This window comes from Kaistella haifensis DSM 19056 (assembly GCF_000735695.2).
GTDB lineage: Bacteria > Bacteroidota > Bacteroidia > Flavobacteriales > Weeksellaceae > Kaistella > Kaistella haifensis.
The window spans coordinates 122,972-135,677 of sequence record NZ_JASZ02000004.1; the positions used below are offsets into that span (position 1 = coordinate 122,972).

General features: G+C 37.7%; 14 protein-coding genes and 1 pseudogene. 11 read left to right on the forward strand and 4 right to left on the reverse strand.

Features of this window, described 5'->3' with window-relative positions:
* Positions 1-16: 16 nt before the first annotated feature.
* Positions 17-196, reverse strand: coding sequence for a DUF5522 domain-containing protein (locus tag AP75_RS03785; protein ID WP_088263627.1), 180 nt, complete (start codon positions 194-196; stop codon positions 17-19).
* A 39-nt stretch (positions 197-235) separates the two neighbouring features.
* Between AP75_RS03785 and AP75_RS03790 the strand changes: the two genes are divergently transcribed.
* From AP75_RS03790 to AP75_RS03810, 5 genes are all read left to right on the forward strand, one after another.
* Positions 236-565, forward strand: coding sequence for a hypothetical protein (locus AP75_RS03790; protein WP_031502914.1), 330 nt, complete (start codon positions 236-238; stop codon positions 563-565).
* A gap of 150 nt (positions 566-715) precedes the next feature.
* Positions 716-1,627 carry a 1-aminocyclopropane-1-carboxylate deaminase/D-cysteine desulfhydrase gene (locus tag AP75_RS03795; protein WP_031502253.1) on the forward strand — a complete coding sequence of 304 codons (912 nt, stop codon included), beginning with the start codon at positions 716-718 and terminating at the stop codon, positions 1,625-1,627.
* A gap of 58 nt (positions 1,628-1,685) precedes the next feature.
* Positions 1,686-2,735, forward strand: a complete 1,050-nt coding sequence (locus AP75_RS03800) for a glucosaminidase domain-containing protein (RefSeq protein WP_088263628.1) — start codon at positions 1,686-1,688, stop codon at positions 2,733-2,735.
* Between the two features lie 29 nt (positions 2,736-2,764).
* On the forward strand, positions 2,765-4,048 hold the full coding sequence (hemL, locus tag AP75_RS03805) for a glutamate-1-semialdehyde 2,1-aminomutase (protein WP_088263629.1): 1,284 nt from the start codon (positions 2,765-2,767) through the stop codon (positions 4,046-4,048).
* Between the two features lie 60 nt (positions 4,049-4,108).
* The gene (locus AP75_RS03810) at positions 4,109-4,315 is read left to right on the forward strand and encodes a hypothetical protein (protein ID WP_031502254.1); all 207 of its coding nucleotides are present in this window, start codon (positions 4,109-4,111) and stop codon (positions 4,313-4,315) included.
* A gap of 50 nt (positions 4,316-4,365) precedes the next feature.
* Here the strand turns inward: AP75_RS03810 and namA are convergent.
* Positions 4,366-5,412 (reverse strand): annotated as a pseudogene (namA, locus tag AP75_RS03815) (NADPH dehydrogenase NamA).
* Positions 5,413-5,538: 126 nt separating this feature from the next.
* Between namA and cdd the strand changes: the two are divergent.
* Together cdd and AP75_RS03825 are read left to right on the forward strand one after the other, a co-directional pair.
* Positions 5,539-6,018, forward strand: a complete 480-nt coding sequence (gene cdd / locus AP75_RS03820) for a cytidine deaminase (protein ID WP_031502257.1) — start codon at positions 5,539-5,541, stop codon at positions 6,016-6,018.
* Between the two features lie 48 nt (positions 6,019-6,066).
* Positions 6,067-6,951: a Ppx/GppA phosphatase family protein gene (locus tag AP75_RS03825; protein ID WP_088263630.1), complete on the forward strand. Its 885-nt coding sequence runs from the start codon at positions 6,067-6,069 to the stop codon at positions 6,949-6,951.
* Between the two features lie 3 nt (positions 6,952-6,954).
* Here the strand turns inward: AP75_RS03825 and AP75_RS03830 are convergent, their stop codons facing one another.
* Positions 6,955-7,449: a metallophosphoesterase family protein gene (locus AP75_RS03830; protein ID WP_031502112.1), complete on the reverse strand. Its 495-nt coding sequence runs from the start codon at positions 7,447-7,449 to the stop codon at positions 6,955-6,957.
* Between the two features lie 62 nt (positions 7,450-7,511).
* Here AP75_RS03830 and truA point away from each other — a divergent pair, with 62 nt between their 5' ends.
* Complete coding sequence (gene truA / locus AP75_RS03835; protein WP_031502113.1) at positions 7,512-8,246, forward strand: tRNA pseudouridine(38-40) synthase TruA; 735 nt, start codon at positions 7,512-7,514, stop codon at positions 8,244-8,246.
* Between the two features lie 12 nt (positions 8,247-8,258).
* Positions 8,259-10,004 carry an ABC transporter ATP-binding protein gene (locus AP75_RS03840; RefSeq protein WP_031502114.1) on the forward strand — a complete coding sequence of 582 codons (1,746 nt, stop codon included), beginning with the start codon at positions 8,259-8,261 and terminating at the stop codon, positions 10,002-10,004.
* A gap of 72 nt (positions 10,005-10,076) precedes the next feature.
* Here AP75_RS03840 and AP75_RS03845 read toward each other — a convergent pair whose 3' ends face one another.
* Entirely contained in the window at positions 10,077-11,363 is a 1,287-nt protein-coding gene (locus AP75_RS03845) for an aldehyde dehydrogenase family protein (RefSeq protein ID WP_088263631.1), read from the reverse strand.
* Positions 11,364-11,640: 277 nt separating this feature from the next.
* Here AP75_RS03845 and gcvH point away from each other — a divergent pair, with 277 nt between their 5' ends.
* A complete protein-coding gene (gene gcvH, locus AP75_RS03850) occupies positions 11,641-12,018 on the forward strand; it encodes a glycine cleavage system protein GcvH (RefSeq protein WP_031502115.1) in 378 nt (125 codons plus the stop codon).
* Positions 11,963-12,370 (forward strand): VanZ family protein, encoded by a 408-nt coding sequence (locus tag AP75_RS03855; protein ID WP_242589758.1) that lies wholly within the window; start codon positions 11,963-11,965, stop codon positions 12,368-12,370. The genes gcvH and AP75_RS03855 overlap by 56 nt, the downstream gene beginning before the upstream one ends.
* Positions 12,371-12,706: the final 336 nt, after the last annotated feature.

Below are 12,706 nucleotides of genomic sequence, written 5' to 3' on the forward strand. Positions count from 1 at the left end.
CCAAAATTTTATTTGTTTAATTTTTTTTAACAGGTTTTATGAAACGGTCGGTTTTTTTATCATAACCATACGGGCAATGTTTGCACCCACTTTTACAGCAATAGCCACGCTTGAGGTGGAAATTTTCGGTGAAAACTTTGTATCCCTGCTCGTTATAATAATAATCTTCGTTTTCTTTGATGGTATTTTTGCTCATGGGTTAAATCAAAATGACTGAAAATTTTATCTTTGTTACATGATAATGGTTTGCCAAAGGCTTCTCAAAAATACGAAAATTTCAGCGATTACAATTTTTCCCTTTATTATTCTGCGGAAAAATGCCTCGCGTCACGATCGCGTACTCATCAATCACGAGAAAATTCACCTTCGTCAGCAACTGGAGCTTTTCATTATTTTCTTTTATTTATGGTATGTCATCGAATATTATTACTGGTTTTTCCGGCTCCGAGATTCCTTTCAGGCCTACAAATCCATCTCATTCGAGCGTGAAGCTTATGCGATGGAAAACGATTTCAATTACCTCGAAACCAGAAGATGGTGGAGTTTTCTGAAGTTTATCGTATAATTTTTGGGCGCACATTTCCGGCTTTCACTACTCGCTTCCCGGCTCCTGCGTCGCCGGGAGAGCTCAAACATGCCGTTCAATCCGGGGCGCAACTCGATTTACTATCGAAAGTTTGGTTTTTAATCAAAATATTTCCCCGAAATTTGTTCCATGAAAATCCCGGAAATCCAAATTCCCATCATTCCAATTCCTTTAGAGAAAAACATAACGCTTTTCATCAAACGCGAAGATCTCATCCACCCTGAAATCTCCGGAAATAAATTCTGGAAACTCTTCTACAACATCAATCATTATTTAGAAAAAAAACCTGAGAAACCTTTCCTGATCACTTTTGGGGGCGCATTTTCTAATCATATTGCCGCTGTAGCCGCATTAGGGAAAGAATCGGGAGTTTCTACTTTGGGCATCATCCGTGGACAAGAATTACACGATCGTTGGCAAGAAAATCCAACCTTGAAAACCGCTTCCGAAAACGGAATGGAATTTCGCTTCGTTACCCGACAAGAATATAACGACAAAAATCAGCTTACCGAAAATTTGCAAATTGAATTTCCGCATGCGCTCATCATTCCGGAAGGTGGAACCAACAAAAATGCAGTGAAAGGCATCCAATACCTGCTGAATAATGAAACGAAAAGTTTTGATTATCTTTGTACCGCAGTTGGAACCGGAGGAACGGTCGCAGGATTATCCAGATTTGCGGAGCAACATCAGAAGGTTTTGGGTTTTAAAGTGGTAATTGATCAGTCATTGGAAAAAACTGTTGCGGAACTTTCCGGAAAGAATAATTTTGATTTGATTGATGCACAAGATGGCGGGTACGGCAAAATAACTGATGAAAATATTCGTTTTATCAATGAATTTTACCAAAATTTCGGCATCGAACTCGATCCAATTTATACCGGAAAAATGATGAGGAAGATTTTCGAGCTTATCGAAGAAGATTATTTCCCGGAAAAGAGCCGGATTTTGGCGTTCCACACCGGCGGTTTGCAAGGAATAGAAGGAGCCAACGAAATGCTGAGGAAGAAAAACAGAGCATTGATTCAATTCGGAAAATGAGGGCTTTACCCATCAAAAAAATAAAAACATTGGCATTAGTCCAAAATTTAAAATATTTATGAAAAGCATATTTTGTATCCTTTCAATACTTATTTTATCAAAATTCCAAGCTCAGAGCTGGAAAAACGATGAGCAGTATATACAGAAATTCGCACCCTACGCTGTAGAGGAAATGGAAAAATACAAAATTCCGGCTTCCATCACTTTAGCACAAGGACTTTTAGAAACCGGTGGCGGACAGAGCCGCCTCGCACAGATCGGTAAAAACCACTTCGGCATTAAATGTAAAGAAGACTGGACGGGCAAGACGATGAAACACACCGATGATGCTCCGAATGAGTGTTTCCGGGTGTATGATGATCCGCGGGAATCTTACGAAGATCATTCGAAATTTTTAGCTTATCGGCAATATTATGTCAATCTTTTCAAGCTCGATATGAAAGATTATAAAGCTTGGGCACACGGACTGAAAAAAGCCGGATATGCTACAAATCCGCGCTATGCTTATATTTTAATTGATAAAATCGAAAAAAATAGACTTTACGAATTCGATAATACCAACTCCAAAGAAGTTTTGTACACCATCTTGAAAATGTATCCGAATTTAGAAAGCGACCGAATCTTCATGGCTCAGCTTGAACAAAGCAAAGTGAAACCAAAACCTGCAACGGTGACAGTTCCTTACGAGCAAACTTCTTACGCAAAACAGCAACAAAAGGTCAATCAATTGAAGACCAGCGCCGAAATGTTGAACTCTATTCTGGTAAAAAACCATCCGAATGGCGGTAGAAAATTTGTTGTGATTCCAATGGATACTCAGCTTTCTTTAATCTCTAAAAAATTCGGGATTTCTGAAAGTAAATTGATGAAATGGAACGAACTCGACGGTGGAGAACTGATGAGAAACGATATTCTTTTCCTGGAATCCAAAGCTTCGAGCGGAAATGTGGCTACTTACAAAACCAAAGTAGGAGAGACGATGCATGATGTTTCCCAAAAATTCGGCATAAAACTTTCGAAATTGTATTCGAAAAACAGGATGGAGTACGGCGAACAACCCCGAGTCGGGCAACTTATTTATCTTCAAAGCAAAAAACCTAGAAGCTAAATTTATTATTAATAAAATTTTTAAAGAAAATGTTATATCAAAGAAGTTCAGCTTTATTCGATGAAGCGTATCAATATATTCCGGGTGGAGTGAATTCTCCGGTTCGAGCTTTCAAATCTGTAGGCGGCGTTCCTATTTTCATGAAATCTGCGAAAGGTGCTTATATGACCGATGCGGATGATAATACGTACATTGATTATATTAATTCTTGGGGGCCCGCAATTTTGGGACATACGCATCCAGAAGTCTTGGAAGCCATAAAAAAGCAAGCTGAAAATGGTTTTTCCTACGGAACACCTTCGGAATTGGAAACCGAAATCGCCAAATTAATTGTAAAAAATGTTCCGAATATCGACCAAATCAGAATGGTTTCTTCGGGGACAGAAGCTTGTATGAGCGCGATTCGCTTGGCAAGAGGTTTTACCGGAAGAGACAAGATCATCAAGTTTGAAGGTTGTTATCACGGGCATTCCGATTCGTTTTTAATTAAAGCAGGAAGCGGTGCCGCGACTTTTGGAAACCCAAATTCGCCGGGCGTGACTGCAGGAACCGCTAAGGATACTTTGCTTGCAAGATATAATGATGCTGAACAGGTGGCTGATTTGTTCCGACACAATCCGGGCGAAATTGCGGCGGTAATTGTTGAGCCGGTTGCCGGAAATATGGGTTGTGTATTGCCCGAGAATAATTTTCTTCAAAATTTAAGAAAACTCTGCGATGAAAATGGTGCGTTGCTGATTTTAGATGAGGTGATGACGGGATTCCGATTGGCATTTGGCGGTGCGCAAGAAGTGTATAACGTGAAAGCCGATTTGGTCACTTACGGAAAAGTGATCGGTGGCGGACTTCCGGTTGGAGCTTTTGCCGGTAGAAACGAGATTATGGATCACCTTGCTCCCAAAGGCGCTGTTTATCAGGCAGGAACTTTAAGTGGAAATCCTTTGGCAATGAGAGCCGGCTTGACGACACTGGAATTGATCAGAAAGGATGAAAATTTCTACCAAAATATCAATAAAACAACCGAAACGCTTGATTTTGAAATCGGGAAAATATTAAATTCTAAAAATATCGAACACCGCATCAACCGTAAAGGCTCCATGATGAGCATCTTTTTCCATATCAATGCTGTTTCTAATTTTGATGAAGCGGCGAATGCGAATCATTCGTTGTTCAATAATTTCTTTCATTTTCTGCTTGAAAACGGGATTTACTTACCGCCGAGTGGCTTCGAAACGTGGTTTATTTCTGATGCTATTAAAGAAAAAGAAATCGACCGAACGCTGGAAGTCATTAGAAAATTTGAGTATTCTTAAATTAAAAAAGAAATAATAAAAAATATCAGTTTGCCGTTATCCGATAAAAATAAAGAAACGATGAAAAAGAAAATCTTAAACTTATTGGGAATTTCATGGATTGTGACGACAATTGGTTTTGTAATGGACGGAGATCCTACAGTGCCAGGTCTACTGTTAAGACTTACGGAGTTTTTCTTCATGTTAGGAATTGTGTTCTTAATTCTGTCCGTTTTTTATTTCGGAAGTCTGTTTGTTAGAAGCAGTTTTCGAAAATTAATCAAGTGAAACTGAAACATACATCAACAAAAAGCCAACTGCAAGAGTTGGCTTTTTTCTTAAGGTTTCGCTCTTTCATATTGATGTGGAAAAAAGCAATGGTCTTTATTTTTAAATGAACCCCGAACCGGAAGGTAGGGATTTCGTAAAATTTCGCGGGCGACAAAAATGAGATCTGCTTGATTATTTTTTAAAATTTCTTCAGCATGTTTTGCTGATTTTATCAATCCAACAGCGCCGGTTGCAATTTCGGCATCTTTTTTAACAGCTTCCGCTAATGGAACCTGATAGCCATCAAACAAATTGATCTTCGCGCCGTGAATGTTTCCTCCACTTGAAACATCGATGAGGTCAACACTTTTTTCCTTTAAAATTTTGGCTAATGCTACACTATCTTTTATATTCCAGCCGCCTCCCGCATACTCCGTTCCAGAAATTCTTACAAATAACGGATGGTTTTCATCCAGAAGTTCATTCACTGCCTCTACAATTTCGAGCAGAAAACGAGTTCTGTTTTCGAAACTTCCGCCGTATTCGTCGGTTCGCGTGTTCGATAATGGCGACAAAAATTGATGAACGAGATAGCCGTGAGCAGCATGAATTTCAATCACATCGAAACCCGCATCGATGACACGTTTTGCGGCTTCTTTAAAGCTATTAACCAAATTTTTAATTTCTTCAACTGAAAGTTTGTGTGGAATTCTTTCATCTTCGGAATAAGGAATCGGAGAGGGTGCTACAGTTTCCTAACCTTCTTCCAAAGAAATCTGTTTTCCGTTCCAGGTGGAAGCTTTTCTTCCGGCATGAGCTAGCTGAATTCCGATTTTGCTTGCAGAGTTTTCATGAACGAATTTCACTATTTTGGAAAGCGCATCTGCTTGTTCATCATTCCAAATTCCCATGCATTTATGGGTAATTCGACCTTCGGGAACCACACCGGTTGCTTCCACGATGATGAGTCCGGTTCCACCTTGTGCGCGGCTCCCATAATGCACAAAATGAAAATCGTTGGGCATTCCATTTTCGCAGGAATACATACACATTGGCGACATTACCCAACGGTTTTTCAGTTCTAGATTTCTGAGTTTTATAGGGGTGTATAACATATTTTTGGACTTAAATTTAAACCTGCAAATTAACGGTATTTTTCCCATTTTTAAAGTTCGTTTTGAGATCAACTTCATGTACGCCGTTTCACAAATTTTCGTATCTTTACTTCCCAATTTTTTTAAATGGAAAAAGAATTAAAAATCACTTTTGAGACCATCGAAAACTACAATAGTCTTGATGCGATCGAAAAAAAACTCTTCGATGCGGCTCAAAAGATTCGCGAAAAAGCATACGCTCCCTATTCAAATTTTCAAGTTGGATGTGCGATACTTTTGGAGAACGGCGAGATTATTTCGGGCAGTAATCAGGAAAATGCGGCTTATCCTTCGGGGTTATGTGCTGAACGAACCACCATTTTTTGGGCGGCAGCGAACTTCCCTGATGTAAAAATGAAGAAATTATTCGTTATTGGCGCTCCAAAAGAAGCTGTTCATTCGGTTCCTATTCCTCCGTGTGGTAGTTGCAGACAATCGATTTTGGAGTATGAAGCTATACAAAAAGAAGGAATTGAAATTTATTTTGCTTCATTGGATGGTGAAATTTTCAAAACAAAAACAATCCGCGATTTATTGCCGTTTTCATTTGATTCTTCTTTCCTTTAAATATCAATTTATTTCATTTGTATCCTTCGGAATTTTAATTTAAAGATCATGAGAATTGCAGCCATCGATATCGGGAGTAATGCCGCTCGACTTTTGATTAATGAAGTCATCGAACCCAAAAAAGGCAAACCGGAATTTACCAAACTCAATCTCTTGAGGATTCCTTTGCGTTTGGGGATGGATGTTTTTGCGAAAGGCGAGATTGGTCCGGAACGAGAAAAAATGGTGATTGATTCGATGAAAATTTTCAGTGATTTGATGAAGATTTACCAGGTAGAACATTACCGAGCGTGTGCTACCAGTGCGATGCGCGATGCGAAAAATGGGCAGAAAATCATCAATGAAGTAAAAAAAGCTTCTGGGATTGAAATCGAAATTATTTCCGGTGATGAAGAAGCAACTTTGATCTATGAAAATCACGTTGCAGAAGGACTTGACAAAGATTTTGCTTATTTATACATCGATGTTGGCGGCGGTTCTACCGAACTTACTTTCTACGAAGGCGGAAAAATGATCTACGAAAAATCTTTCAATATCGGGACCATTCGATTGCTTAATGGTTTGGTAACCGATGATCATTGGAAAGAAATGAAAGAAGAAATCAGAAAAAACATCAATAGCAAAAAACCTATTGTCGCCATAGGTTCCGGAGGAAATATCAACAAAATATTTTCGATGAGCAAAACGAAAGACGGAAAACCCATGTCAACCACATTTCTGAAAAAACATTACAAAGAAATGAACGAACTTTCGGTACCTGAACGAATGAGCAGATACGGTTTGCGCGAGGATCGGGCCGATGTTTTGGTTCCAGCTTTGGAAATTTTCAATAATGTGATGAACTGGAGCGACATCAGCAAAATATTTGTACCGAAAATTTCGGTTGCCGATGGATTGATTCATAGTATTTTTGATGAACTTCAGAAGAAATAACAGTTATCTTTTTCCCAATTCAATCACTTCCAGATTTTCAAATTTTTCACCATTGATTTCAAAACGCATCGTGGTGCGGGTTTTATGCCAACCTTCTTTTCCGCAAGCGCCGGGATTGAGGTGTAGTAAATTATTTTTTTGATCGTACATGGCTTTCAGAATGTGAGAATGCCCGGAAATGAAAAGGTTTGGCGCTTTTTCAGCGATTTCTTTTTTGGCTAATGGAGAATATTTTCCGGGATAACCACCGATATGTATCATTAAAACTTCTACATTTTCAATGGTAAAACGCGAAACTTCCGGAAAGATTTTTCTTACTTTTTCCCCATCGATATTTCCGTAAACGCCACGCAAAGTGGTAATTTTTTCCAGCTTTTCGATGACTTCTGGATTGCCGAAATCTCCGCAATGCCATATTTCATCGGCTTGTGAGGCGTAATCTAAAATTCGGTCATCAATATAGGAATGAGAATCGGAGAGGAGTAAAATCTTTTTCATGGGAAAGCAATTTACTCGATTTTTCTTGAATTTTACGGATTAAATTTTAGAAATTTGCATCAATGAGATATTTCATCGAGTTTTCTTATCAAGGCAAGAATTATTTCGGCTACCAAATACAGCCCAACGAGATTTCCGTACAGCAGGAATTAGAGAAAGCGCTTTCAACTTTGTTGAGACAAGACATCAAAACCACGGGTGCAGGAAGAACCGATACCGGAGTTCATGCAAAAAAGATGTTTGCTCATTTCGACACCGATTTGGTTTTGGATCATCATCTGGTTTACAAACTCAATAGTTTTTTGCCTCAAGATATCGCTGTGAAAAGAATATTTGAGGTGAAACAAAATTTTCATGCCCGGTTTAATGCTACTTTCCGAACTTATGAGTATTATATTTCTTTAGAAAAAAATCCTTTTACCCTGGATCATTCATGGCAAATGTGGAAAAGAAAACTGGATGTCGAAAAAATGAATGATGCCTGCAAAATCCTATTTGAGTATGAAGACTTCACGAGTTTTGCAAAACTTCACACCGACAATAAAACCAATAACTGCCAAATTTATAAAGCGTTTTGGGAGCAAAATGGAACGGAACTGAAATTCACTATTTCCGCGGATCGGTTTCTGAGAAATATGGTTCGCGCTATTGTAGGAACGATGGTGGAAATAGGAAACGGGAAAATACAACCTGAAAATTTAAGAACCATCATCGAAGAAAAAAATCGAAATTCGGCGGGTACATCAGCTCCAGCGCAAGGACTTTTTTTGGTGGACGTAGGTTATAATTTTGAGTAAGACCAATTTAAAATGAAAAAACAAAATACCTGGGATATTATTAAAAGACTATTTGTTATCGGAATGAAATTCCGGACATGGTTTATTATTACCTTAATTATTTCGATCTTTTTATCAGTGATTTCTACTTATCGACCGTATCTTACGATGCAAATTGTGGATTCCGACATCATCAAATTGAGAGATAAAGCTTCGATGATGAAGCATATTTATCTTTTAATCGCTTTGGTTTTTGGGGAAACCATTCTCAATTTTTTTCTGGTTTATTTTTCCAATTATATTTCCCAAAATGTGATTCGCGATATCCGGGAAAAACTGTATCATAAACTAATTTATTTCAAAACTTCTTTCTTTGATAAAACGCCAATTGGACAACTCGTAACACGTGCAGTGGGCGATGTAGAAACGATTTCAACGGTTTATACGGATGGGTTTTTGATGGTTTTCGGGGATATTTTGAGGATTGTTTTCGTTTTGATCATGATGTTCCAAGTGGATGTGCATTTGAGTTATATTTCCTTGGCAATTCTTCCGCTGATGGTGGTAATTACGAGATTTTTCCAGAAAAAACTCAAAAAAGCGTTTACCGATGAACGAACTTGGACCGCAACTCAAAACTCATTTGTGCAGGAGAGACTTTCCGGAATGACGATTATTCAGGTTTTCAACAGACAAAAAGCTGAGTTTGAAAAATTTGACCAAATCAATATCACTTTGAAATCGGCTTTGCTGAGAACAGTGTTCATTTTCTCGCTGTTTTTTCCGGTGGTTGAACTGATTTCTTCCCTTTTCATCGGGTTTGTATTGTTTTATGGAGGTTATATTACCATTTCCGCTGGTGTGGTGATTGCGTTTATTCAATACATTTCTATGTTGATTCGCCCGCTACGCCAAATTGCGGATCGTTTTAATAATATTCAAAGAGGAATTGTAGGCGCAGAAAGGGTTTTAGGAGTGATGGACGAAGATTTTTCATTATCTAACAACGGGGAAGTGATTAAGCATCAATTCGACGGAAAAATTGAATTTCAAGATGTGAAATTCTCTTATGATGATAAACAGGAAGTTTTGAAAGACATCAGTTTTAAAGTAAATCCGGGCGAAACTGTGGCAATTGTAGGTGCAACTGGCGCTGGGAAGTCGACAATTATCAGCTTGATTACAAGGCTTTATGATATCAATTCCGGGAAAATTCTTTTGGATGATGTCGAGCTAAAAGATTATGAACTGTATAATTTAAGAAGTCATATCGGCGTTGTTTTGCAGGATGTTTTCCTTTTCCATGGTAGTATTTTCGAGAATCTTTCGTTTGGTGACGAAACAGTAACTTTAGAAAAAATAAGAAGAATTGCCAAAGAAATCGAGGTAGACGATTTTATCATGAGTCTTCCCGGCGGCTACGATTATGTGGTTCGTGAAAGAGGTTCATCGATATCGCTGGGACAAAGGCAACTGTTATCATTTTTAAGGGCTTATCTTTCGGATCCGAAAATTCTTATTTTGGATGAAGCAACTTCCTCCATTGATCAAGCAAGTGAAAAATTGATCCAAAGAGCGACAGAGAAAATCACTAAAAACAGAACCTCAATTATCATTGCGCACCGACTTTCAACTATTGAAAAAGCAGATAAAATTATTGTAATGGAACACGGGAAAATTGTGGAAGAAGGAAAACACATGGAGTTGCTCAACAAAAATGGCTACTACGCAACTTTGTACAAAGCCCAACTGAAACACGAGGTAGAAGATAACGAGTAGAATTCGCAGGAAATTTACATAAAAAAAGATCGGTTCCCATCGGAGCCGATCTTTTTTATTTCGTAGGGTGAATTAATTTCCGACAACTGTTTTTGCAGTGACAAATTCTTTCAAGGCAATCATCGAAAGTTCGGTTCCGTATCCTGACCTTTTAGCGCCACCAAAAGGAAGTCGAGGATCCGAGCTGGTTTCCTTGTTGATGCTCACCGTTCCGGATTGTAGGTTTTCGATGAAGAATTGTTGGCGTTTTTTATCTTTAGTCCAAACCGAATTTCCTAAACCAAACGGAATGTCATTGGCGATTTTTAGCGCTTCTTGGTCATTTTTTGCAATCATTACCATCCCGAGTGGCCCGAAAAGTTCTTCCTTTAGAATAGGATTTCCGGGTTTCACTTTGATAAGTCCCGGCTGAAATTGTGTTTCCGAAATTCTTTTCAAAGGTAAGATGATTTCTGCACCATTTTTTATCGCTTTTTTATATTGATTTTCCAATTCATCTGCCAAATCCGGACGGGCCATTCCGCTGAGATTGGTCTCTTTTTTCATAGGATTTCCGGGGATAAATTTTTGATATTCTTTAATGAAAATCGGCATGAATTCTTTTTCCGTGTTTTTCTGAATGATAAATCTTTTCGCTGCATTACACGCTTGTCCGCAGTTTTGAAGTCGAGCTTTGGCAGCACTTTCCGCCGCTTTTTTCAGTTGGGCATCGTCCAAAACAATGAATGCGTCACTTCCGCCGAGTTCGAGTAATGATTTTTTAATGTTTTTTCCGGCAATAGAAGCGACTTCAGCACCAGCTTTTTCGCTTCCTGTAAGACTCACTCCTTGAATAATAGGGTTTTCTAAAACAGATTTCACTTCCGCATGACCAATTTCTAAATTTTGAAAAATGCCTTTTGGAAATCCTGCATCAAGAAATAATTTTTCCATCAATTTTCCGCTTCCGAAACAAATTGAGGCGTGTTTTAAAACTACTGTATTTCCTGCAAGAATCGCCGGAACCGCAAAACGAAGTACCTGCCAGAACGGAAAATTCCAAGGCATCACTCCCAAAATAACACCAAGCGGCGCATAGTGAACTTCCGAAACGCGAAATTCAGTTTTTATTTTTTCTGGTTTTAAGATATTTTCTGCTTCAGCGTAATACCGCGTCATCAAAGCGCATTTTTTGATCTCCGCAATCGATTGGGAGATGGGTTTGTTCATTTCTTTGGTGATGTTTTTGCCGAATTTTTCTGCGTCTTTTTCTAGCAAATCAGCTAATTTAAAGAGCAATTGTTGCTTTTTTGCAAACGGGATTTTTCTCCATTCTTCAAAGGTTTGTTGGGCTTTTGCTAATTTATTATTCAAATTCATTGATTCTTTTTTAAGATTAAAATTTAAAACGAAATTTCGTTTTCATCAGCAACAAATATACTAAAAGCATTAAAAGTTGATCTTATTATATATATAAAGACAAACTGATTTTTTTGTGAAATTTGAATTTTGCGGATTTTTTTAGTTGAATGAAGAATAATTTCGTTGCAATCAAGAAGATAAGATAGAATATGATAAGATTTTAATTAATTTCGATTGAAAGATTTGAGATTATGATAATTTTAAGTAATTTTGGAAAAATAAAATTTAATAAAAAATGAATACACCGTCGGAATTAAAGTACACCAAAGATCATGAATGGGTAAGGGTTGAAGGAAACGTTGCAACTATCGGAATTACAGATTTTGCTCAAAGCGAATTGGGCGATATCGTTTTTGTAGATGTAGATTCTGTAGATGATGAGCTTTCATCGGGTGATGTTTTCGGAAGTGTGGAAGCGGTGAAAACTGTTTCTGACTTGTTTTTGCCTTTGACCGGAAAAGTTGTAGAATTTAATTCGGATCTTGAGGATCAGCCAGAATTACTTAATACCGATCCTTACGGGAAAGGTTGGATTATTAAACTAGAAGTTGCGGAAGGTGCAGATACTTCAGAACTGCTTACCGCGGAACAATACCAAGAATCACTTGGATAAGATTTCGAAAATATTTGCTAAGATTTTGCCCATTTATTGGGCATTTCTTACTTTTATGCTCCTCAAACCGGGAGTTGAAAATCAAGAATATCCCTTTATGTTTGAAGGGATTGATAAGGTTTTGCATTTGAGTATCTTTGCACTATTGGGATTTTGCTTTATGGCGACATTTCCCAAAATAAAATTCATTTATTATATACAAATAATGCTAATTTATTCCATCTTAACTGAGATTTTGCAGGATGAGATGGGTTTTGGTAGGTCATTAGAAACCCTCGACTTGGTTGCTGATACTATTGGAGTAATTATAGGTTACTTTGCGTTTATGCAGTTAAAGCGAATCAATTTTTAATTAGAATTTAAATAAAATATCATCTTCCCATTCCTCTGAGTGGGAATTTTTATGTCATTTAAAAGGATATTTCATGAGCAGTTAATTTTTTCTCCCAGATATTCAGCAAGTTGAGTATGATTTAGAAAAATAGGTTAGAAAAAATTTGGAAAGGGAGAAAAAGTTGGTATCTTTGCAAACCCAAACAGAGAGATTTGTTAAAGGGGAGCGAAGTAGGGATTAGATTGAATTAGATAGTAATGGTGATTGATAAGGCTTACGAAAAAAAGTTTTAAAAATTATTCAAGAAATATTTGGTCAATTAAAAAATAGTTTATACTTTTGCACACGCAAATC